The 22,797-nt window shown below is 67.5% G+C and carries 16 protein-coding genes; 8 read left to right on the plus strand and 8 right to left on the minus strand.

Annotation, left to right across the window (positions count from 1 at the left end):
* Positions 1–117: 117 nt before the first annotated feature.
* Positions 118–1,794 carry an SWIM zinc finger family protein gene (locus tag MOV08_RS15825; protein ID WP_275307804.1) on the minus strand — a complete coding sequence of 559 codons (1,677 nt, stop codon included), beginning with the start codon at positions 1,792–1,794 and terminating at the stop codon, positions 118–120.
* A 421-nt stretch (positions 1,795–2,215) separates the two neighbouring features.
* Between MOV08_RS15825 and MOV08_RS15830 the strand changes: the two genes are divergently transcribed.
* Together MOV08_RS15830 and MOV08_RS15835 are read left to right on the plus strand one after the other, a co-directional pair.
* A complete protein-coding gene (locus MOV08_RS15830) occupies positions 2,216–2,485 on the plus strand; it encodes a type II toxin-antitoxin system Phd/YefM family antitoxin (RefSeq protein ID WP_039633133.1) in 270 nt (89 codons plus the stop codon).
* A complete protein-coding gene (locus MOV08_RS15835) occupies positions 2,478–2,741 on the plus strand; it encodes a type II toxin-antitoxin system RelE family toxin (RefSeq protein ID WP_032763468.1) in 264 nt (87 codons plus the stop codon). Before MOV08_RS15830 ends, MOV08_RS15835 begins: the two co-directional genes overlap by 8 nt.
* 135 nt (positions 2,742–2,876) lie before the next feature.
* Here MOV08_RS15835 and MOV08_RS15840 read toward each other — a convergent pair whose 3' ends face one another.
* The gene (locus tag MOV08_RS15840; protein ID WP_275307805.1) at positions 2,877–3,083 is read right to left on the minus strand and encodes a hypothetical protein; all 207 of its coding nucleotides are present in this window, start codon (positions 3,081–3,083) and stop codon (positions 2,877–2,879) included.
* A 367-nt stretch (positions 3,084–3,450) separates the two neighbouring features.
* On the opposite strand from MOV08_RS15840, the gene MOV08_RS15845 reads away from it, so the two are divergent.
* Genes MOV08_RS15845 through MOV08_RS15860 form a run of 4 tightly spaced genes read left to right on the plus strand, consistent with a single transcriptional unit; the run spans position 3,451 to position 9,243 of the window.
* Entirely contained in the window at positions 3,451–4,209 is a 759-nt protein-coding gene (locus MOV08_RS15845; protein WP_275307806.1) for a WXG100 family type VII secretion target, read from the plus strand.
* A complete protein-coding gene (locus tag MOV08_RS15850) occupies positions 4,206–8,051 on the plus strand; it encodes a DUF6531 domain-containing protein (RefSeq protein WP_275307807.1) in 3,846 nt (1,281 codons plus the stop codon). Before MOV08_RS15845 ends, MOV08_RS15850 begins: the two co-directional genes overlap by 4 nt.
* 11 nt (positions 8,052–8,062) lie before the next feature.
* Entirely contained in the window at positions 8,063–8,617 is a 555-nt protein-coding gene (locus tag MOV08_RS15855) for a hypothetical protein (protein ID WP_275307808.1), read from the plus strand.
* A 2-nt stretch (positions 8,618–8,619) separates the two neighbouring features.
* Positions 8,620–9,243, plus strand: coding sequence for a DUF4291 domain-containing protein (locus MOV08_RS15860; protein WP_420834163.1), 624 nt, complete (start codon positions 8,620–8,622; stop codon positions 9,241–9,243).
* A 428-nt stretch (positions 9,244–9,671) separates the two neighbouring features.
* Here the strand turns inward: MOV08_RS15860 and MOV08_RS15865 are convergent, their stop codons facing one another.
* Complete coding sequence (locus tag MOV08_RS15865) at positions 9,672–10,658, minus strand: site-specific integrase (protein WP_338057396.1); 987 nt, start codon at positions 10,656–10,658, stop codon at positions 9,672–9,674.
* On the opposite strand from MOV08_RS15865, the gene MOV08_RS15870 reads away from it, so the two are divergent.
* Together MOV08_RS15870 and MOV08_RS15875 are read left to right on the plus strand one after the other, a co-directional pair.
* The gene (locus MOV08_RS15870) at positions 10,551–10,859 is read left to right on the plus strand and encodes a transposase (RefSeq protein WP_420834164.1); all 309 of its coding nucleotides are present in this window, start codon (positions 10,551–10,553) and stop codon (positions 10,857–10,859) included. The genes MOV08_RS15865 and MOV08_RS15870 overlap by 108 nt on opposite strands.
* Positions 10,856–11,728, plus strand: coding sequence for an IS3 family transposase (locus MOV08_RS15875; protein ID WP_275307810.1), 873 nt, complete (start codon positions 10,856–10,858; stop codon positions 11,726–11,728). Before MOV08_RS15870 ends, MOV08_RS15875 begins: the two co-directional genes overlap by 4 nt.
* A 21-nt stretch (positions 11,729–11,749) precedes the next feature.
* Here MOV08_RS15875 and MOV08_RS15880 read toward each other — a convergent pair whose 3' ends face one another.
* The 5 genes from MOV08_RS15880 to MOV08_RS15900 form a co-directional block, all read right to left on the minus strand.
* Entirely contained in the window at positions 11,750–13,264 is a 1,515-nt protein-coding gene (locus MOV08_RS15880; RefSeq protein WP_275307811.1) for an N-6 DNA methylase, read from the minus strand.
* A gap of 294 nt (positions 13,265–13,558) precedes the next feature.
* Positions 13,559–17,395: a DEAD/DEAH box helicase gene (locus tag MOV08_RS15885; RefSeq protein WP_275307812.1), complete on the minus strand. Its 3,837-nt coding sequence runs from the start codon at positions 17,393–17,395 to the stop codon at positions 13,559–13,561.
* 639 nt (positions 17,396–18,034) lie between these two features.
* Positions 18,035–19,216, minus strand: a complete 1,182-nt coding sequence (locus tag MOV08_RS15890; protein ID WP_275307813.1) for a tyrosine-type recombinase/integrase — start codon at positions 19,214–19,216, stop codon at positions 18,035–18,037.
* Between the two features lie 40 nt (positions 19,217–19,256).
* The gene (locus MOV08_RS15895; RefSeq protein WP_189295141.1) at positions 19,257–19,439 is read right to left on the minus strand and encodes a helix-turn-helix domain-containing protein; all 183 of its coding nucleotides are present in this window, start codon (positions 19,437–19,439) and stop codon (positions 19,257–19,259) included.
* Positions 19,440–22,008: 2,569 nt separating this feature from the next.
* Entirely contained in the window at positions 22,009–22,578 is a 570-nt protein-coding gene (locus MOV08_RS15900; RefSeq protein WP_338057162.1) for a hypothetical protein, read from the minus strand.
* Between the last annotated feature and the right edge of the window lie 219 nt (positions 22,579–22,797).

The following is a 22,797-nucleotide window of genomic DNA, read 5'->3' on the forward strand; positions in this document are numbered from 1 at the left end:
GGATGACCCTCCGCCTTGAGATCGCACGCACCAGACGCCGCGAGGCCCACCCTCCGGGCGAACGACGGGAGTTCGACGACAGGCCCTAGCGGCCGCACCTGCGAGGCGTCGCCCGGCTCACAGACCGTGCTCGTCCATCAAGCGCATCAGGTTCCGCTTGCGCTTCTGGCCGGTACGCAGGGCGGTGACATAACCGTTGAACTCCCCCGACGATCCCAGGCGGCGGTGGCAGTCCCGGATGCTCAGCAGCAGGCTGACGAGCTGCTCGTAGACCGCGTTGCCGGTCCGCTCGGTCAGCGGCTCCACCAGGCGCAGATAGACCCCGAGCGCGTCGCCGGGACGGGTGGCGCGGGCCTGGTCGGCAAGGGTGAGCCACTGCCGGTCATGGGCGCCGCTCCCGGTGGCGGCCTGCCAGGCGGCGTCGACGTCCTTGTCGTCGAGCAGCGCGTCGACCAGGACGGGGCCGTCGTACCAACCCCGTTGCCGCCGCCCCGCGTCGGCGCGCAGCACGGCCAGCGCGCCCTCGCGCTCGGCCGACCAGCAGTCCGCGGCCCGGGCCGCGGCACGCAGCTGCTGGTAGGTGAGCAGGGTGCGGCGGGCACCGAAGTGGTCGCGGCGCAGGGCGACGGCGTCGTCGAGCCGGTCCGCCTGCGCGTAGCGATCGCAGAGGTGGTCGACGAGCGCGGTGTCGACGGCAGCGAGGTCCCCGGCCTCTTGGACGCCGCGTTCCGCCCATCCCAGGGCCTCGTCGGGGCGCCGGGCGGCATCCAGCTCACGGGCGATGACCAGGTGCGTGTGGCCGTTCGGCGCGAGGTCGGCCGCATGCACGGCGATCACCGCGTCGACGTCGTCTCCCGCCTTGGCCAGGCGCTCCATCAGGTACTTCTCCGCCCAGCCACGGCGGTTGCCCTGCCACGCCTCGACCGCCCGCTTCCGCAGGAGGGCCATCCCCTCATCTCCGAGAACGTCCTCGTAGTCGAGCGGATCGATGTCGGTGAGGCCGTCGTCCAGCTCACCCAGCGCATGGCCGACCAGCCAGCGAGCGAGCTCCCCCGGGTCGGGGCGCGCCGCACGGCACGCGTCGAGGTGGGCGTCGGCGAGGCCGGCGCCCACCTGACCGAGCCATCCGTCGGAGTCGTCGACGCACTCCACCGCCTGGGCCAGCGACTTCATCGCCTCCCCCACCAGGATGATCGCGTCGGCTGCCCGTCCGGAGCCGGTGAGCGCGCCGATCGCCGACACCGCCTGCCCGGCCTGGTCCGCGTAGGCGCGAGCATCGGCGTACTCGACGTACCCGTGCTGTGCGAACGGGCCGATGTCGAGCAGCTCACGGATACGGGCCCGGACCGCGGCGAGATCCCCACGGGCGCTCGCGGCCCGCAGCTCCAGGCGGCGCCGCAACTGCCGGTCCTCGCCCACCTGTTCCCGCACCAGAGCAAGCAACTCGTCCCTGGTCAGGGCGGACAACCACCCGTCGAGGTCCTGCGCCCGGTCCCGCGCCGCCTTCCGCTGCCGCGGCAGGCTCTCCGGCCGGGCGAGCACCGTCAGGCCGAGGGCGACCAGATGCTTGCAGAAATTGCCCTCAAGGCCATACGGGCAATCGCACACGCCGGACAGCCCACCGGGCCCGTCCAGGGACAACTCCACCTCGTACCGCGCCGTACCGTGGACGCTCGCACTGATCCAGCCGTCACCGACCTCGACCCCGGACACCGCATCCACGTACCCGCGCCCGCGCTCGAAGGAACGGACACCGGCCAACGCCTTGAGCTTCGCCTCGGTGAAGCCACGCATGGTCTCTTTCCCCCTGCCCCTGAACCTGTCCACTGCGGTAACCAGCTTATGACTGTCAGTGAGCCTGATCCTGCACTCCAAGACCGCGGACCGATGCTGCGCGAACGCCCGGGCTCCGCCGGCCGGGCTCAGGCACCTGAGGGAATCAACTCAGCGGCAACCCAGCACGGGAAACACCCAAGGGCCCGCCTCCAGAGAGCCGAACCCTTGGCGACCTGTATGCCTACAAAGTCAGCGACGTGGTGTTGCCTCATCCGCTCAGACGTTGAAGCGGAATCCTTAGCACAGCGCTGCCACCTGCGGAAACGTACCTTCCTCAGGCCGCATCCAGCACAGATCCAGCACGGTCAAGAGCTGTCCAGCCCACGCGAGCAACCATGAGCCATTGTGTACACATGGCACACTCGGTACGCTTGGGCGCATGACACAGCCGCTGCCCATAGAGTCCATCCGCGATGTCCGGGCGCACCTGGCCGAGGTCGTGGAACGAGCCGACCGCGACGACGTGCCGACGGTAATCACGCGCCGAGGCAAGGAGGTGGCTGCCGTGGTGTCCATCGACGTGCTCCGGAAATACCAGGAGTGGGAAGAGCGCGAGATCAACCGGATCATCGACGAGCGCATGGCCAATCCGGCGCCCGGTATCCCGATCGAGGACATCATGAGGGAGACGCTGGCGCGCAGTGAGTGAGTACCGCACCGTCTTCCGGCCCGAGGCTCAGGCCGAACTCCGCAAGGTGCCGCGAGACATGGCCCTCCGCATTCTGGCCAAGTTGACCGAGCTGGAGAGTGACCCTCTGGGGTTCAACACCACCGCCCTCGTCTCCCAACCCGACCGCCGCCGCCTACGCGTGGGCGACTACCGCGTGATCTACACGATCGACAACGGCGAGCTGGTGGTGTGGGTCGTGCATGTCGGGCATCGCTCCACTGTGTACGACACCTGAGCACGCCTGACGTCGGGTCAGAACATCCAGCACCGATCCAGCACGGGATGGACGAAGGGGCCGACCGCTCACGAGTCCGGCCCCTTCTGACCTGCACGTTTGCCACGTCGAGCAACGTGGTGTCGCCCCATCCGCTCAGACGTTGAAGCGGAACATCGACGACTCCGCAGTGACCTGAGGCGATCGCACGATTCCGGGCGCGATCCAGCGTCGATCCAGCAACCGGACGCACCGGTGGGCGGCCCCGGGCCGCGCCGCCGCGGACGCGTCGGCCGGTGCCGGGCCCAGCGCCTGCTCCAGGGCCTGCCAGCAGCGCTCCCACGCGACGGGCAAGGCTGCCACAGCCGGGCGGCTGCCGGATCGGCGACCGCGTGACCGTCGATGATCACGACTATCAGGTGGAAGCCACTGCCCAGCCGACCGGAGCGGCCCCGCTGGCCCTGCCCTTCCGGCCCCGCGGAGCGACCATCGCCGCTCTCCCTACGCACCGTTGCGGCCGGGCAGCCGCTCAGGTTGGGGCAGCCCAACTTCTCGCCGGAAGTGCGTCAGCGTCGTTGAAGGACTGCGGGTGGCCCGCTGGGCATGCCGGCCCAACGAGTCCCGCTTGGCGATCACCAGAACGCTTGCCCCCATATGTACTGATGGCGACCCCAAGGGTGCATATTTACCCTCCTATTACCCTCTCTTGAGAGACGTCTGATGAGCTGTCATGGATGCGATCGGGGGGATCAGCATGGCGATCGAGCTGCCTGAGCAGGTGGTGTCGTTCCTTCAGTTCATCGGGGTGAACTGGCCGAACATCAACGAGGACAAGGTCCGCGAATTCGGCTCTCACGTGCGGGATTTCGCGCAGAAGGTGGATGACACCCACAAGGATTCCACTGCAACGGTCAAGCAGTTGGAGGACGTGTATCAGGGCGCGTCGTACGAGGCGCTGCTGGCCAAATGGGGCCAGATGTCCGACAGCCACATGACGGAGCTGGTCAACGCCTGTCACACGGTGGCCGACGCTCTGGATATCGCGGCGGACACGATCGTGGCGATGAAGCTGGAGGCGATCGCCGAACTGACGGTGCTGGCGATCACTTTCGTGGCCGACCAGGCCGCCGCGGTGGCCACCCTCGGCATCGCGGAGGCGGCCGAGGCGCTGGTCGTTGAGGCTGCCGAGAAGCTCATGGATTACCTGGTACAGCAGCTGGAGCAGTACATCATCGGCCAGGTCATCGAGGCGGCCATCAATCCCCTTGTCGAGACGGTCGGCAAGGCGGTGGGCGGCCTGGTCTTCCAGGCCGCTGAGACAGTCCTCGGGGTCTCCGCCGGCGGGGGCGGGGGCCGTGCGGGAGAAAGCTTCTCCATCCACCCGGAGGCGCTGCACGCTCGCGCGGAGAAGCTGCACGGGCATGCGCGGACGATCGCGTCGCATGCCGCCGAGTTCGAGACGAAGGCCGCGGGGGTGAGCTTCGAATGAGCAATCCGATCGTCAAGGCACTGGAGCACGGCGCGGCAAAGCTGGCTCAGACACTGGGGAAGGACGCGGGCAAGGCAGTCCAGGACCTGTACCACGGGACGGGCACACGGCTGAAGAAGGTCGCCACCAACCACGCCGAGAACGACGCCAAGCACGCCTCAGAACTCGACAAGCTCCTCAAGGAGCACACGAAAGACCCGAAGGCACCCCACACCGGTCCTGGCACCTCCCCCAAATCCGCCGGAAACAAGCGGGGCAAGGGGCCCGGTCGTGAGCAGACAAACAACAGCCATCCCAACAGCCACACACGGCCGTCCGACACGGTCAACTCCGGGAAGAGCGACCCGGTGGACATGGCCAGCGGCAAGATGTTCCTGCCGCAACGGGATATCGCGCTGGAGGGGACGCTACCCCTGGACTTCACCCGTCGTGTGGAGTCGGGCTATCGGGCCGGCCGCTGGTTCGGGCCCTCGTGGTCGTCGACGGCCGACCAGCGCCTGGAGATCGACGACCAGGGAATCATCTTCGTCGCCGAAGACGGACTCCTCCTGTCCTACCCGCATCCCGAAGCGGGCGAGGAGGTATTGCCCGTCCGCGGTCCGCAATGGCCCCTGACGCTGACCGAGCAGGGTGACTGGGCGCTGCACCGTCCCGACACCGGTCACACCCGGTATTTCCTCCAGGCTTCACACGATGACGGACTGGCGCTGCTGGACGAAATCAGCGACCGCAACGGCAACCGGATCACATTCGACTACGACGACCGGACAGGAGCACCGGTCGCCATTCGCCACGGAGCCGGCCATCACCTCCTCCTCACCACGGAGGACGACCGGATCACCGCCCTCCATCTCGCAGGGGCGGCACCCGATGGCGGCGACCATCTGATCAGGCGGTACCAGTACACCGACGGTCACCTCACCGCCGTCACCAACGCCGCCGGGCAGCCCCTGAACTTCAGCTACGACACCCGGGGCCGCGTCACCTCCTGGACAGACAGCAACCATCGCCGTTACGAGTACCACTACGACGATCAGGACCGCTGCACCGCCGAAGGCGGCGAGGACGGGCACGTCAGCCTTCGCTTCAGCTACAGTGCCGCCGATCTCGTCACTGGGCTGCGCGTCACCACCGCCACCGACGCCGACGGGAACACCACCCGCTACACGGTCAACGAACGGCTACAGATCGTCGCCGAGACGGATCCGCTCGGCAACACGATCCGCACCGAACACGACAGCCATGACCGGATCACGGCAGTCACAGACGCCCTCGGCCGGCGGACCACGTTCGACCATGACGAGCACGGGCGAACGACAGCCATACACCGCCCGGATGGCACACAGACCACCGTTGCCTACTCCGACCTGCACCTACCCGTAGAAGTCACAGCACCGGACGGCGCCGTGTGGCGGCAGGAGTACGACTCACGCGGTAACCGCACCGCGGTCGTGGATCCCACCGGCGCCACCACGCGGTACACCTACGACAGCCATGGCCACCTCACCTCGGTCACCGACGCGCTGGGACACGTCACTCAACTGTCCTCCGACGAAGCGGGCCGGGTGCTCAGCACCGTTGATCCGGCCGGCGCTCGGACAAGCTGTCAACGCGACTCCTTTGGGCGCGTCATCGCCATCACCGACCCTCTAGGCGCCACCACGCGACTGGCACGGACGGCAGATGGCAAGCTGACGGCACGTATCCACCCGGACGCGTCCGAGGAGAACTGGACGTATGACGGCGAGGGCAACTGCACGAGCTACACGGATCAGGCCGGGAACACCACTCACTACGAGTGGACCCACTTCGACGTCCTGGCCGCCCGCATCGCTCCTGACGGAGCCCGCTACACATACACCCATGACGCACATCTGCGGCTGACCGAAGTCACCGACCCCCGCGGGCTGCGCTGGACGTATGACTACGACCCGGCCGGACGCCTCGTCGGGGAGACCGACTTCGACGGCCGCACCCTGCAGTACACCCACGACGCCGCCGGCCGGCTCGTCTCACGCTCCAACGGCCTGGGCCAGATAACGCGTTACGAGCGTGACGCCCTCGGCAGGATCGCACTGAAGCACACCGAGGACGATGCCGTCGAGTTCCTCTACGATGCGGCCGGTCATCTGCTGAGGGCCGCTGGCCGGGAATCGACGGTGACCTACGAGCGTGACCAGCTCGGCCGGGTCCTGGCGGAGGAATGCGACGGTCGCACCGTCTCCTCCGCCTACGACGCCCTGGGGCGCCGCATTCGACGTACTACCCCCTCCGGAGCCGTCAGCACGTGGACGTATGACGCCGCCGGCAACCGCACCGCGATGTCCGCCTCCGGGCATGCGTTCACCTTCGACTTCGATCACGCGGGCCAAGAGACAGCTCGGCACTTCGGTGACGCGATCGCCCTCACCCATGGTTGGGACCCCCGGGGCCGCATCACCACGCAGACGCTCACGGGACGCGGTCGGCAGCTCCAAGAGCGTACGTACTCCTATCGCCCCGATGACCATCTCACTGCTATCACCGACCAGTTGAACGGGAACCGAGCCTACGAGCTGGACGCGGGTGGGCGGGTCGTCTCCGTACAGGCGCATGGGTGGTCGGAGCGGTATGCCTACGACGAAGCGGGTAACCAGACCGAGGGACAGTGGCCTGACCGGCATCCGGCCAATGACGCGCAGGGCGAACGGACCTACGACCACAACAGGCTGATCACGGCCGGGCGCATCCGCTACTCCTATGACGCCCAGGGCCGCGTCACCACCCGCATCAAGAACCGGCTGTCACGCAAGCCGGATGTCTGGTCCTACGAGTGGGACGCCCAGGACCGGCTCACCTCGGTGGTCACTCCCGGCGGCACGCGCTGGCGCTACCGCTACGACCCGCTGGGTCGCCGGACGGCCAAGGAGCGGCTGGGCGTCGACGGCTGCACCGTTCTCCAGCGAACGGATTTCACCTGGGACGGTTCCACCCTCGTCGAAGAAACCCAGCAGGCAGCCGGCCGCCCCGATACCGTCACTCTGACCTGGGATTACGACGGCCAGGGCCCGATAGCGCAGAGCGAACACAAGTCGCCGGCCGGCACCGCGCCCCAAGAGGAGATCGATCGGCGCTTCTACGCCATCGTCACGGACCTGGTCGGCGCGCCGCGGGAACTCGTCGACGAGACGGGCGACATCGCGTGGCGCGCCAGGTCCACCCTCTGGGGCACCACCACGTGGCGCAACGAGGACACCGCCTACACGCCGATCAGGTTCCCCGGCCAGTACTTCGACGCAGAGACCCAGCTCCACTACAACCTGCACCGTTATTACGACCCGGAGACCGCGCGTTACACCACGCCGGATCCCCTGGGCCTTGCACCGGCCCCCAACCCCGCCACCTACGTACACAATCCGCACACCTGGGCGGACCCCCTCGGCCTCTCCCCCGACTACATCACCGTCTACCGGAAACAAACCGATCACCCTGGAAGCCAGCGGATCAAGATCGGCCCGAACGGCGAGGTCACCCTCCAGGGGAAGCAGTCCCTGTACGTGAACATGAGCAACGACATCAAGCACACCACGGAATATCGGAGTGGGCAATCAAGGCCCGACGAGATCGTCGCCTTCGATATGCCCAAGTCCTATCTTGAAAAAGTGCGCGAAACCGCCGTTCCACAAGGCGCCCCGGACAATTGGGAGGGCACCAAGCAAGATTGGAAGAAGTACAAGAGCGATAAACCAGAGATATCAGACCCGACCAAGGGGCCCGACCTGTATGGAATTCCGGCCAAGCTGCTCGATGAATTCATGGGGGAAATCAAGCCCAACTCTGGTAGGATGATCAAGACTATGTAATGGGAGTGTGGATGCTTCACGAGATTGATGACCTGCGTCAGGAACGGCAGCGAGTGGAGGCCCGACCCTCGACCGAGGGAGCCCCACCCGTACTCACCGTCTTCGATGTCGTTACAGCGGTCGACCCGCAGGACTACATCCGTCGGGTACGGACGGTACTGTCCGCCGCGCTCGATCTCGCCATTACCGAGTCTTTCGACGATGAAGACCTGCCGACCGAGGGCATACCCGAATGGTTCGCGGCAGCGAGCGGCGCCGGGAGTGAGACCGCGGAGTTCTCCCGTCGCGGCACGGATCGCTACCACGCGGCAGTCAACGAAAAATCTTGGGACCTGCAGTGGTGGCTTTTCGAATTCGATCCCGACAACGAGTTCAGGGGTTGGGCGTGGTGGGACGTCACTCAGGTCGGGGACCGACAGGTACGCGTCTGGACCGATAGCTGGGGCGAATCATTTTTCGCTTGTGACGAATTGCGCTGGCTCCTGTACACGGCTGGCGCGGACGAGGTCTCGGGGCCCTTCCTCGCAGACACCTCGGAATGGGCGCAAGAAATCACTGGACAGTGAGAATGAGACCCACAGACGAGCCCGTGAAAGTTTCCGGCAGCCGCCTCGTCCGCGCCAAGTACACCGCGGAAACGATCACCGTTTACCAGGCGTACCCGCCGCAGATCGCGCTGCCGGCAGTCGCCGCCGGCACGTTCGTGGCACCCTTCAAACGCGACCGCATGACCTGGATCAAGCCGTCGTTTCGCTGGATGATGTACCGCTCCGGCTGGGCAACCAAGCCCGGCCAAGAACGAGTTCTCGCGATTCAGATCAGCCGAGCCGGATTCGAATGGGCCCTGCGCCACGCCTGTCTGAGCCACTTCGAACCAGGACTGCACGACAGCGAATCCGCCTGGCGGTCCCTGAAGGCAACCAGCCCGGTACGAGTGCAATGGGACCCCGAGCGCGCCACTGACCTCTCACCTCTGGCCGACCGCGCGATCCAAGTGGGATTGTCCGGCGAGGCCGTCAACCTGTACGTGGACCAATGGATCGTCGAACTCCGCGACATCACGCCCCTGGTACACGCCATCCACGAGGACATACGAGCCGGAAGACAAGACAGAGCCGACGCCGCAATCCCCGCAGAGGTGCACTACCCACTTCCCGCGGACATTCGCAGCCGACTGGGCTCCTCCGGGTGAGAGCAGGCAGACCGCCCGCAGCACGACGGCTGACGAACGCGATTTACTACACCCGCGATCGACAACCCCTGACCGACATCCGCAACGCCTTCCGCGCCATGGCATACGACTGACGCTGCGCACACCTCTCCAAAGCCCTACGGCGCTACGGGCCCCATGCCAGCCCATCGCCGACATCTAGGGGCAACGGGCACACCCAGCGGCTCCGACCACCCCGCGCCGCCCGGCCGCGACGAAATCCACAGCCGAGTGCGTCCCGATCCAGCGGACAGACCGTCAGCCGGATCCAGCCCGGATCCAGCAGCGGTACGAATGGCCAGGGACAATGGCAGATGACGAACCGTCAGCAAACCCAGCACGGATCCAGCAACCGGCGCGGCAAAGGGGCCGATCCTATCTAGGGCTGCCCAGGTCTGACCCGCGTGTTGTCAGATCACTACACCGACGCTGCGGCGTGCAACACACGTTGAGCACCACCGCTGTGAACTGCACGAGCCCGAATTCCGTCGACCGGATCCAGCGGCGACCCAGCAGCCAGGGCGGTCCGGCAGGCGACCGCCTGCGGCGCCGCCACGGGCGCGGCGACCGGCACCGGGGCCCAGCGCCTGCTCCAGGGCCTGCCGGCAGCGCTCCCACGCGGCGGGCACCAGGTGCCCGTAGATGTCGACCGTCGTCTTGATCGACGCGTGCCCGAGCCACCGGGAGACCTCGTGGATCGGGACCCCATGCGCCAGCGCCGTGGAGGCGAAGAAGTGACGCAGGGTGTGCGGGGTGTACTTGGGGGTCCGGTCCCGGCCGAGGAGGCCGGCCGCCCGCACCGCCCGCCGAAAATCGGGACCGTAGGTGGTCGCCGTCGGCAGGGTGCCCGCCGCCGCTCCGCGCCGGGCAAAGAGCACGTCCCGCTCCCCCACCGGCGCGGCGCCCCAGCGCCGCAAGTGCCCGTCGATTTCCCGCTCCAGGAAGACGGGCAACGGCACATCCCGATAGGCGCCGGGGGTGCGGTGTTTGAGGGGGCCGAAGCGGTCCGGGCAGTCGGCGCGGTGCGCAGTGCTGCTCACCTGCTCCCGCACCCGCAGGACGCCGGCCCGGCGGCACTGGGTGGCGAAGGCGAGGGCCTCACTGACCCGCAGGCCCGCGCCGGCCTGCAGGTAGACCGACAGTCGATAGTACGGCCCGATGTGCCGGGCGATGAGGTCGACCTCTTCCCGGGTCGGGATCGCGTCCTCGTCGACCGCGCCGGTACTGGGCTTGGTTCGGTTTGACGGACATCCGAGATCAGGGGACCTGTCCCCGGAAGGATGTCCTCCATGGAGAGCATGGCCAAGAAGAAGCCGCGTCCTCGCCGCTCGTTCACGCCGGGGTTCAAGACCGAGATCGTCGAGCTGTGCCGGCGTGGTGACCGCTCGGTCGGTCAGGTCGCCAAGGACTTCGACCTGACCGAGACAGCAGTGCGCCTGTGGGTCGCCCAGGCCGAGACCGACGCGGGAGAGCGCGAGGCCCTGACCAGCAGCGAGCGGGCCGAGCTGGCCGCGCTGCGGCGGGAGAACCGCCGGCTGCGCGAGGACGTCGAGGTCCTCAAACGCGCCACGGCTTTCTTCGCAACGGAGACCCGGTGACGGTGCACCCGTTCATCGAGGCGGAGAAGCAGGCAGGTCACAACGTCAAACGGGCGTGTGAGCTGCTGAAGGTCTCCCGTGCCGCCTTCTATGCCCGCCGCACCAGCACCCCGGGCCCGCGTGCGGTGCGGGACGCGGAGCTGACCGAGAAAATCACCGAGGTCCACCGCGGCTCGCGCGGTACCTACGGAGCCCCGCGCGTCCACGCCGTTCTGCGGCGCGAGGACATCAGGTGCGGCCGCCGCCGCGTCGCCCGGCTGATAAGAGCTGCCGGGCTGCACGGCAGCCACTACCGAAGGCGGCACCGCACCACTGTCCCCGACCCACGAGCAGGCACCAGGCCCGACCTCATCGGACGTGACTTCGCCCCTGGCACCACCGCACCCGGCACCCGCTGGTGCGGCGACATCACCTACATCCCCACCGACGAGGGCTGGCTGTACCTGGCGACGGTCATCGACATCACCTCCCGGCGGGTGATCGGCTGGGCCACCGCCGACCACCTGCGGACCGAGCTGGTCTCCGACGCCCTCAGGGCCGCCTGCCGGCAGCGTCGTCCGGCCTGTGAGGCGGTCTTTCACTCCGACCGCGGCTGTCAGTACACAAGCACCGAATTCGCCTTGATCAGTGCACAGTTCGGGATCCGGCTCTCGGTCGGCCGCACCGGCCAGTGCTGGGACAACGCGCTCGCCGAATCCTTCTTCGCCACCATCAAACGGGAGTTGCTCGGAACGGACCCCTGGCCCAGCCGTGCACTCGCCCGAACGGCGGTCTTCGACTTCATCGAGGGTTGGTATAACTCGCGTCGTCTGCACAGCGGCCTCGGCTACCGCAGTCCCGCCGAATACGAAGCCGCTATCGCGGCCTGACCGACACGACCAACGTGTCCGTCAAAGCGGAGCAAGCCCATACGGCGGGTTGCCGATGACCACGGTCACCGGCGTGGTGGCCTTCACCTGGTTCGCACGCTTCCGCGACTCCGATATCACCCCGTATGTGGAAGCCAGGGACTCCTCGGCCACATACGGATTGTCCAGCGTGTCCGTGACGTAGAGCTGCAGACCCTCTTTCGGCTGCGCCGCACGATGACGCTTCAACAAGTCAGAAGTACGCAGCTCAGCCACCGCGTACGGACCCATCTGCAGTTCGAATCCGACCAGGCGACGAGCGAGACCGCTGACGGCCTCCGGCACTGCCCCGGGGCCGGTGTGCTGCTCGGCCCACTCAGCCACATGCTCGATGATCGCGTGGAGGTAAGTGCCCGTCCCCATGGCCGGATCGACGATGCGCACGTCCTGGCTGGCATAACCCTGCGGCCGCTCAAGGCGTGTACGCAACACGTCCTCGGTCAGCCGCACCATCTCCTCCACGACCTCGCGTGGCGTGTAGTACGAGCCGCTCTCCTGCCGCAGCTGCTCGTCGTACACCTCAAGGAACGACTCATACAGATGCAGATAGGCATCACGACGGCCCTTGCGGATGGACTCCCAGCGCACCGCGTCGATCACGCGCACGAGCAAGTCCAGCGTCACCTCGAAGTTTTCGGTGACGTTATCGGTGAGTAGCTGGAGAGCCTTGCCCATCAGGGCATGCCCGTCATCGAGTCGTCGGCCGATCTCGTGCAGCCCGGTGTCCGTCAGGCGGAGATCCTCCGTGCGGGCCAGCAGCAGCGCGAAGGTGACTGCCTGCGCGTATCCGTCCGCGAAGGTGGCGTCGTCTGCCGTCGGAAAGAGAAGCTTGCGCCAATCACCCATCAGACCGGTGAACCGAAGATCCCTCTGACGCGCCCCATCGGCTGCCGCGCGCCGTTCGGCCTCCAACTGCTCCAGTACCGCGGCCCGCAGGAGGCGACACAGCGGGGCTATCCGCCGTACCAGCACGGAGACTTGGCGGATTTCTTCGGGATACCAGTGCAGGAAAGTCTGCAACAAGGAGTGGAACGCGTCCGGGGAAACAACCTTCAGGGCGGCGCCGGCTTGCTCTAGATCAGCCTCGAAGGTGACGGGGTCGCCAACCGGCGCACCATGCCGGAACAGGCGCCATTCGGTGCCGTTCGTGTAGAGAAGGTTCGGCAGGTCGCGCAGGCGCTCCCACTGCTCCTTGTTCCTGCCAGTGAACTTGCTCGGGTCAACGCTCTGCCCGGGCCTCTTGATCTCAACGTAGCCGATGATGGCGCCGTGGACCTCGACTGCATAGTCGGGGCGTACCCCGAGATCAGGCAGCGGCGTCTCGGTGTGCCACAGGACATCCTGCAGGGCGTACTGGGCGCCGGCGGTCTGCAGCAGCTTCTCGAGCGGTGCACGGATGGCGAATTCGGGCCACCCTGGGCCAGCGAGCATCGCCTTGCACGATGCGCCGAAGTCCGACACGGCGCTCGTTAACCACCTGCGCTGGGTCTCCACCACGTCACGCGCCCCCACGATTCCCCACTCACGATCTCACTGAGAGTATGACAGGGAGCCGTCGATCACGACAGGCGCCAGCAGCCAACTGAGGCTCTATGGAGGGCAGATGAGGTCACGTACTCATAGATCGCCCGCCATAAGGCCGATGGCTTAGTCGGGTAGCCGGGTCACGTTGCCGTAACCCGGCTACCCGACTTAGTCACCGCAGAGCCCTGGCGGCCAGCCTCAAACGTGGATAGGTGCGTCGACTTGCGAACCATGCTGGCCGCGCCGCGTGAAGAATGCGGCATCGGCTCAGCGCTCAGGGGTCCATCTGTGGATCAGCTCGTGCTGCGCCAGGTCCTTGAAATAGCGGTGCCGCGACCAGGCATCGAGATCGCCGATGACGATGAGGCGCCGACGGGCGCGGGTGACGGCGACGTTGAGGAGGTTGGGCTTTTGGGCGGCCCAGTTCCGAGACCCCACCTGGCCGGCGCCGGTGCCCAGCACCAGGATCACGATGTCCGCTTCCTTGCCTTGCGTGGTGTGCACCGTGCCATAGCGCTTGGAGGTGAGAGGCCCGCCCGCCACCTTGCCGAGGCCGTGGACGACGTCGCGGAACGGGCTGATGACGAAGACGGAATCGTTCAGACGGCGCTTCCACTCTGCGGCAGAGTCGCCTCCCACAGCATCGCCGGGGAACGCCTCGCCGGCGTGCGGGCGCTCCTGGCGGATCGCCTCGTCAATGCGGGTGCGGATCAAGTCGAGGGTGATTTTCAGGGCCCGTCCTTCCTCGGGGTTCCACTTCTCCTCACCCGGTAGAGCGCGGACGTCCCACCACACACTGCGCTGCGCCAGCGGGAAGTCGTCCTGGTCCCGATGGACTCCGTAGACCATCATCCCGTCGTAGGCGATCTTGTTGCTGATGTCGAACATCAGGCGATCGCAGCGGCGGTGCACCCGCAGGGGCGAGCCGAGCCAGATGTCCTCGCCGTCCTGGTCCTTCAGCCAGGTGCCGTACGGGTTGAGGCGGTCGGAAAGTGCCTGGACGGAGGCGGCGGCCGGGGCCCACTGGCGGTCCACCGCAAAGTGTCCGGCCAAGCGCCGCTGGCCCGTCCACGGGAGGGTGACCACGGGTTCGAGCTGCAGCGGGTCGCCGACAACGACAGCGCGGCGGGCTCGCCACAGGGCACCGACCACCTCCTGCGGCGCGGCTTGGCCGGCCTCATCGACGAACAGCCAGCCCAGGGCCTCGCTGCCCAGCTGGGCGAACATGCGGCCCACCGACGCGAAGGTAGTCGAGACCACAGGAACCACCACGAACAGCAACTGCCAGGCGGCCAGCACCGTTTCAGCGTCCAGGTCCGCCGGCGCCTGACCTTTGACCACCTCCATCACGGCCTGCAGATTCTTGCGCATGCGCTCGGGCGCGGTGGCCAGCAGCGCACGGTGCAGATCCAGGGCCGCGAGGAAGAGTTCCGAGCGTGCCTCGGCGAACGCGGCGTCCATCCAGGGCGCTGACTGCTCCCGAGTCTCCATCGCCTGACGGTCATCGAGGGCCGCCCGCCATTCGGCTCCCGGCACGCAGTCGCCCCACCGCCCCTTGGCCGCGGCCAGCCGGCGTTGCTCGGCTTCCCGCTCGCGGCGCCGGCGGGCCACTTGCTGTCCGGCCTCGGCGGTGGTGGTGACCTGTCGCTCACGTGCCTGCTTGCACGCGGTCAGCCGGGCCTCAGTGCGCATGATCGCGCCCAATGCCTGATCCAGTTCCCCCTGGGCAGAGCGCATAGCCGCGTGCCGTGCGACCCGAGCGGATTCAAGCTCGGCAAGACGGGCATCTGCGGCCTCCACATCCGCCTGGAGCGGAAGGCGCCCGGTCTCCCAGCGCCGCATGGGCTCGCGGGTGACCAGTCTCCTGATCAGGCCGGGTTTGCCCGCGTCGTGGGCGTGGAGTGCCGACTCGGCTGCCCTGACGCCTTCCTCGCCGTAGCGGACTGCGGCTTCGGCCAGGTCGAGTTGCCTCCGCTCAGCAGACATCGCGCCCTGGCGCCGGGCGTGCTCCTCGCGGTGGCCGGCAAGTTCGTCCTCGACGCGGCGCTGCTCCTGTTGCAGGAGCAGCAGCGTGTCATGGGCGCCGGACTCCCAGGCCACCAGCTCGTCCAGGAGGGCATCGGGACCGGCAAGCCGGGTGAGCAGATCCGCGATCTCCTGCCGCTCCGCGGCCAGCGCGTGCACGTGGCTCCGGGCCTGGGTGAAGCGCCGGACCGCCTGCGTCCAGGTCTCTTGCCCCAGCGGCGCCGCCGCGTCGGCATCAGGGCTCGCGCTCTGGGCGTTCTGTGAGGAGGCAGAGAGGTAATTGGCCTGTAGCTGCAGGATCTTGTGCAGACCCAGGAGCGGGCGGTCGTCGCTCGCTTCCGGCCTTGGCCTGCTGGTGCCCTTGGCCTGGTCGCCCCACCAGAAGCGCTGGACAAAGTCGGAGCGGTTGCTGCGCCGTCCCAGGCGTGCGGCGATCGCACCCCAGGCGTCTTCCTCCAGCGCCAGGCTGGCGGGGCCGGCAAGGTAGTCGGCGCGTCCTTGCCATGCGTCGCCGATCGCCCGTGCTCCGGGGACTTCCAGGGTGACGTTTTCCACCGCTCCGTTGTTGGACGAAGCGATCACGATCTCGAAGCCGGTGAGTTCGGGGATCAGGGGGTGGATGGTGCGCGGGTAGGTCTTGCCGGCGTTCTCCTCCGTGCGCCAGGTGCGCGGCTTCCGAGCGAAGGCATCCTCCGGCCGCTCCAGGACCGCCAACCGCTCGGCCCGCTGGACCACCAAGGCCGCGATCAGGTCGCGCAGCATGGTCGTCTTGCCGGTTCCGGGCGGTCCGTTGACTGCGTAGAGGCCGCGGCCGTAGTCCTGCCCGAGACTCGCCAGGATGCGGTTGACCGCGAACTGCTGGCTGAGCACCAGCGGCTTGTCGGCATCCGCCGGCCACCGGCCCAAGGGCATGCTCGACGGCTGCACGCTCTCCAGCACGATCTCGGGCAGACGCCGCACGTCAAAGCGGTTCATCGCATCCAGATCCGCCTCGGCGCGCAGGTAATCCAGCAGGGCGGTGCCGGCCTGTCCGGCCTCGAGGACACCAGCGACCTGTTCCAGATCGTCGGCGTAGAAGCTGTTGAGGAAGACATCACCGCCCGCCTCATCCGCGTGCCGGGCCGCGACCTGATAGCTCTTGACACGGATCGCGTTGGGCAGGAGAACCTCGGCGACGCCGAGCTGCTCGGCCACCCACCGGGTGATGGCCGCCAAGTCGTACACATCCAGGACCTTCGTACCCACCTCGGGCGGCGGTCCCTCCGGCTCCGCCTCGCGCTGCTCCGCTTCCTCCACTTCACCGCTGTCCAGACCTTGGCCAGATACTGCGCTGTCGCCTTGGGGGTGGTCGGTGAACCGGGCAGCAGCGGAATCGATCAAGTCACCGCCGACCTGCTCGATCACCTTCGCGGCCACCGCCCCCGCCACGGGCCCCAGCCCGGCACCCACCGCACCGGCCGCCGCCCCAAGCCCACCCTTCGCCGCGCTGACGACGAGGCGGGACATCAGCCCCGCGACCGGGCCAAGCCCCGACTGCGGCGACGCAGAGCCGGCCACGGGCCGGCGATCGACGTCGATCCTCCCGTCGCCAAGGTCCAGCAGCCGCTGCGTGCTGTCCTCGTCGAAACCAGTCAGCCACTGGTCGCTGTGCGGCCCGGGGTGCAGGGTCTGCCCGACCGCCCAGGCACACGAGGACAGGGTGACACTGTCCTTGATCAGCAGCCCGTCCTGGTTCACGGTGAAGCAGAGCACAGCGCTGTCGCCGCCGATCCGGCCATCGAAGTCCTGCTCGGACTCCGGAGCACGGAACGCCTGCAACAAGACGTCACGCACCTTGTCGACCGCGAAGATCCCTGCGTAGACCGTGTGCTGCCACACGAGGTTCGGCCGGGACCGGGTCCGACTGATGGCGGAGCCGGGTTCCCAGGGCAATGGCCTCTTCGGCCCCACGGCGAAGAGGTTCTTGCTTGGATTCGCCGGATCGACCTTCGGCGGGGAGAAATACTCCACGGCCCGCCAATAGCGCAGGATCTGCGCTTGACGCTGCCGCTCAGCCCTCGATCGATTGACGGCCCCCATCCGTCCCCCCTGTGATCGTCGCCCCCCCGGGCACCGTAGCAGAGGCCAGGGATGCGCAACGGCGGTTGCCCACGTGCCTGTTGCCGTACGTCCACCGCGGCATCGATCGAGGCACGCCGCCGCTGCAAAAGCCATGGCGCGCGAAGCTCCGACGGCCCGCGGCAGGGGGCAGAGACCGGACCGGGCGACTTGGATGCCCTCGCCGAGTACGCCCTGGAGTTGAACGACGACCTATGCCTGCCCTCCCCGGCGACGGGTTGGTCGCGTCCTCCGTCAAGCGCCGTCAAGGGAGGGGTGCTCGTCCGTGCACTCCCTGCTGCCTGGCATTGGACAGTGCGCGGCCCAGCACGGGCGTCCCCGTAACACCCCAGCACAGTAGGGATGAGCTGGGGCGATGACAGGTGATGAGGGGGGCCTGTTTCCAGCACCATCCCAGCACAGGAAAAAACCAGGGGCCCGGCCCCGAAAGGCCGGACCTCTTCTGAACTGCATGTCTGCCGGATCAGCGACGTCGCAATATAGCGCCTGCTACACGTGCAAACGGAACATCGACGACTCCGCTATCACCTGCGGTGATCATCCAATTCGAGGCACGATCCAGCGTCCGGGCTGCCCGCGACCGACCCCGTTCCTGCCCGATTAGGCCGCGGGCGCGCCAGGGCGCAGTGCGGTCTGCATGACGGTCCGGCAGCGGTCCCAGGAGGCGGGGACGAGATGACCGTAGACGTCGACGGTGGTCTTGATCGATTTGTGGCCCAGCCAGCGGGAGACCTCGTGGATGGGGATGCCGTGGGCGAGTGCGGTGGAGGCGAAGAAGTGGCGCAGCCCGTGCGGGGTGTACTTCGGGTTCCCGTCCGGCTTGACGATGCCTGCGGCCTTGAGGGCCTTCCTGAAGTGGTAGGCGTAGGTGTTCGCCGTGGGCATGATGCCCTTGCCCCGGTCGCGCGGCGCAAACAGGACCTCCATTCCCGCCGTCGTTGCCGTTCCCCGCTCCCGCAGGTGCATGTCGATCTCCTCGGCAAGGAACGCAGGCAGGGGGACGTCCCGGTACTCCCCCTCGGCTCGGTGCTTGAGCGGGATGAAGCGGGTCTTGCAGTCGTCGCGGTGCGCCTTCGAGCTGACCTGCCGGCGCACGCGGAGGAAGTCGGACCGGATGCAGTCGTTGGTGAAGGCCAGGGTTTCGCTGATGCGCAGTCCTGCCCCGGCCTGCAGGTACACGGTCAGCCGGTACTGGGGTGAGATCTGCTTGGCGATGAGATCGACCTCGTACAGGGTGGGGATCTCGTCCTCGTCGACCGCGTGCGTCGCGCTGCGGGGCAGTTTGATGCCCTCGGTGGGGTCGTCCGCCCTTCTCTTCTCCTTGATCGCGGTCTGGAAGAGGCTGGCGACCATCTTCATGCGGTCGCACACGGTACTCGCGGCGAGCTTCTTACCCAGCGCCGCGACGAACGCCTCCATGTCTTTTCGCTGCACACCCGCGATCGTCTTGTCACCCAGGCGAGGGAGCAGATGGATCCGCAGGAAGCTCTCGTAGTTGCGGTACGTGGAGTCGCTGATGACCTGGCGCTCAAGCCACTCCGCGGCGTAGGCGCGCAGAGGGATCTCGCCGCGCTTGGGGTCGAGGTAGAGGCCCTCGTACTTGTCGCGCTGCAGCCTGTCGGCGAAAGCGTCGGCTTGACGTTTCATCTCGAAGCTGGGCTGGCGTTCGGCGCCGCCCTGTTCTCGGTAGCGGACCGTCCACGGGTGTCCGCATCGGAACTGCGTGCAGGGGTAGTTGACGTTGCGTTTGTCGCTCTTGCACCTCTGATAGACGGTGGCCATCGAGCCTGACTCCTTGCTCGCTCGCTTCGGGCACTCGGCCTCACCCGTAGTGCTCCTCCAGGTAGTTGGCGATGTCGCGCTCGCGGAACCGCAGGAGACGACCGACCTTCTGGGGTTTGATCCCCCAGGCGCGGTACTTGTTCCTGACGGTGGTCTCACTGACCCTCAGCCACGCGGCGACCTCTTCCACGGTCAGCAGCCGGTTGCTTCCACCTCGCGTCATGCGCGCACCGCCCCGTCTGGATGCATGGTGATCTCCTTCGTGTTCGGGGCTTCGAGCAGTGGTGCATGACGTGGTGGCGGCCCGGCTGCCGCACCGGGCATGGACGATGGACGCTCCGTCTCGGCCGTGTCGTCAAGCCCGCGATCTTGCGCAGTGATGTTGCGTGGGAGTGGGGCGGTCACCGCTCGCCTCGCCCCACGGGCACCACATCGATAGTCGGGATCGCGGAGGTAGCGGGCGGCGTCCGTGCACGGCTCAGCCGACCGGTGAAGACCCTGAGCAGAGGGGTGGGCAATTGATCGGGGCAACCGCACGGTCCGGACTCGTTCGGCAAACGGGCCCGGGGCCGAGGGCGGGGGCAGGGTGCGACGTGTCAGAGGTGGGGAGTCAGATGGTCGTCGGTGTGGGATGGAGGTACGAGGTCGCATGGCCGGCAAGGGGCAGGGCGGAGCGACGGGCATCGGCAGATGGCACCCGGGAAGCGGGACCGAATCCGTCTGGTGCTGACATAAAGTAATAGAGAAACCGACGAGCGAAATTGTCATCGCCCATCGCGGATGTTCGACATGCTGCGCGACAGGAGAACGCGGCCACCCGCCGACGCGAAGTCGACATGCGGCCGCGTTTCCCCAGCTCAGACACATGCGAGCCAGCGCCGAGCCACCTGCGAGCCACTGCCGAGCCACCTCTCCACTTGCCGATATGAGGCAGTGCAGAATTTTCTTTGTTCGATACCAAGTGGCGTAACGGCAGCCGCATTGCGGCACGAAGATCACGCCGCTTTGATCACGCTCACGAAACGGCCGGGTTCCTGTCGCTCGTGCTCCTCCCAGCCGCTCTGATGGAACCTCAGTAGGCCAGCCCTGCCGTCTTCTCCGGCATTGGATGGCTCGCCCTGGTCGGAGGAGGCTGAGCTGGGTTCCTGCAACCCAGCGCCCTTCGGCGAGGGGCCGGCACCACTCGCCCTCGTGAACGCCTGGAAAAGGCTGCGGCCAACGGCTAGCGGATCGGCGATCCGACCGCCCCGCCGAAACCACCTCCCCCCTCGACCGCGCCACCATCGTCCTCCTCAGCTGAACCAACCCGGCCCGGGCGGGTCGTGGGGCGGTGGGACGGCCGACCGGGCGGACGGGGGGCGGAGGGGGCGGCCGGTCGGTCCGAGGGGGCGGGCGGTCGCTCGGGGGCGGGGCGGTCCGACCGAACTCACCGATCTGACCGGGCAGCAGTCCTCACCCCGGCTATCGCCCCCGCTGACCAGCAAACATCCGCCCTTCCCACTCCGCCCCCCTGCAACCCCACCGCAGAGCACAACCCGCCCAACCCGAAATCCGCGTTCAGCCCCATCGCCCCGCACGGGCGAACCGGCCCCACCACGCCCGACGTAGCCGACGACGCGCCCTGCGGCCCGCACCCCGGCCCGAACCCCGCCACCCCGGGATCCGGGCCACAGACACCGCCCTATGGCCCCCTGCCGCCCCGACCAGACCGCCCACCACCGCCCACCACCGCCCACCCACAAACCTCTGATGACTCCGGAACGATCTGCACTTTGGCTTCAACCGCCCCAACCGCATCCGCCACCAACCCGAAACCACCACACCGACCGCCCCCCGACCAAACGAACCCCGCTCCCCCGCCCACCGCCCACCGCCCACACCGAACAGAGCCCAACCGGCCGCCCGCGCACCGCCCAAGGACCGGCCCACAGCGCCACTCCCACATACGCTCCACTGACCGCGGAACTGGCTATGCAGATGGTCATCGACCACCTCCAGGCACACTCGGGCGAGGCATTCACTGCCACCCGGATCAGCCGCGTCGTCGAGAAGTCCTCCGGCGCCACCGCCAACGCCCTCCCCAAACTCGTCGCCACCGGAGTCGCCGAACAGGTCACCGACCAGCAGCGCGCCTTCCGCTCGCCCAGCCCCCCAGACGGACACCACGCCGTAGCCACCCGCCTCCACCAGACCCGGCGCACCCCACACCACGCGGGACGCGCCCAGCTCCTTGTTGCCCCGACTCAGAACGCGATGCGACATCCCGTAGCGCGACGTCACCTCCGCCTACGCCTGGGCATCGTCACGCCTCCAGGTGCTTCAGCACCGTTCAATTCGCCAGCTACAACAGGAAGCGAAACTCATCGAGTTGGGACACGGAGGCGAGTGCCAGCATGCTCGCGAAGCCCGCAGGCGCCGGGGCCACTACAGGTAGATCGGGATGCTTTTTGCTGCACAGATATACAGTCGGCCTCGCCGGCGGGGTGGCTCGCTAGCCGTCTGGCCTGCGGTTACCGGCCGGGGTGGGGTGTCGTATCCAAGGACGTACACGGAAACGACGGGGTAAACGGCCCCCGAAACGACGGGGTAAACGCCAAAGGGTACTTCAGGCCACCCTCAGGTGGCTCGCAGTGGCGTTGAGCTGCGCCTTTTACGACGTACGGCGCGGTGAAGTGCGGGGAATCGGCCAGGTGCTGCAGTCAAGCGTGGGCAACCAAGTACTGCTCCGCCAACCGACCGCCAGCTGGGTGTTCGCGACCTAGATCAACCCGGGAAATCTCCGTGGTTGCTGGTCAGTTCGTCACGACAGCTTGCACCTCACCCACCACCAGCCGCCGCTCGGCCGACATCACCAGCCCAGGCACCGCGCCGGACCGCCCTCCACCTTCCCACTCCACATCCCAGAACACCTGCACCCTCACCGGGTACGTCTTTCCGGGCGCCGACGTCGACGCCCGCTGATACGTGTAACCGCAGTCCGGTGACGACGCCTTGGGGTCGAACCGGTCCGAGTAGGGCGTCCCCTGCCCTTGGCACACCACCGTGCCGCCCTCCCCCATCGACCACACCGCTCGCCATGGCCGGGCCGTCGCCGTCACCTCCACGCCGTTCACAGCCGCTGATGCCGTCACCGGATCCCACGTCTTGCGCTCCACCCACATCCAGGTCGGTACGTGCACCAACTGGGCCATGTCCTCTCGCGGGCTCGTATGAATCACCGGCCGCGGCGACTTCAACCGAGCCACGGCCTGCTGGATCACGGACTTCACCGGGACGCTCTGTTGGGTCCCCGCCGCAGGGTCGTCCGACGCCTCACCATCGACGCGCGGGAACATCCCCCTGCCTGCGTTCACCAGACCCATCGTGGCCAGACTGTGCCCCCAGCCATCACCCGCGTCATCTGTGGGAGGACCCAGCGTTCCCTCACTGCCAGGTTCAGCGTGCTATCCGAGATCCTGCGAAGCGAGCCCCTTCCTGCCCGAGTCGTCCGAGTGCTTCGTGACGCTCTTCGCCTTCACGTCACAGGCCCCTGGTGCGCAGAAGACGCCGGCGTACTGCAAGCCGCCTGTTCCATCCGCCCA

The sequence above is a fragment of the Streptomyces yunnanensis genome (assembly GCF_029011865.1).
GTDB classification, from domain to species: Bacteria; Actinomycetota; Actinomycetes; order Streptomycetales; family Streptomycetaceae; genus Streptomyces; species Streptomyces yunnanensis.

Coding starts and splice junctions, on each gene's coding strand:
- MOV08_RS15885 (WP_275307812.1), bottom strand. CDS start 17,395: ATGGGGGCCGTCAATCGATCGAGGGCTGAGCGGCAGCGTCAAGCGCAG.
- MOV08_RS15870 (WP_420834164.1), top strand. CDS start 10,551: ATGGAGAGCATGGCCAAGAAGAAGCCGCGTCCTCGCCGCTCGTTCACG.
- MOV08_RS15830 (WP_039633133.1), top strand. CDS start 2,216: ATGACACAGCCGCTGCCCATAGAGTCCATCCGCGATGTCCGGGCGCAC.
- MOV08_RS15890 (WP_275307813.1), bottom strand. CDS start 19,216: ATGGCCACCGTCTATCAGAGGTGCAAGAGCGACAAACGCAACGTCAAC.
- MOV08_RS15845 (WP_275307806.1), top strand. CDS start 3,451: ATGGATGCGATCGGGGGGATCAGCATGGCGATCGAGCTGCCTGAGCAG.
- MOV08_RS15900 (WP_338057162.1), bottom strand. CDS start 22,578: ATGGGTCTGGTGAACGCAGGCAGGGGGATGTTCCCGCGCGTCGATGGT.
- MOV08_RS15850 (WP_275307807.1), top strand. CDS start 4,206: ATGAGCAATCCGATCGTCAAGGCACTGGAGCACGGCGCGGCAAAGCTG.
- MOV08_RS15825 (WP_275307804.1), bottom strand. CDS start 1,794: ATGCGTGGCTTCACCGAGGCGAAGCTCAAGGCGTTGGCCGGTGTCCGT.
- MOV08_RS15895 (WP_189295141.1), bottom strand. CDS start 19,439: ATGACGCGAGGTGGAAGCAACCGGCTGCTGACCGTGGAAGAGGTCGCC.
- MOV08_RS15860 (WP_420834163.1), top strand. CDS start 8,620: ATGAGACCCACAGACGAGCCCGTGAAAGTTTCCGGCAGCCGCCTCGTC.
- MOV08_RS15855 (WP_275307808.1), top strand. CDS start 8,063: ATGCTTCACGAGATTGATGACCTGCGTCAGGAACGGCAGCGAGTGGAG.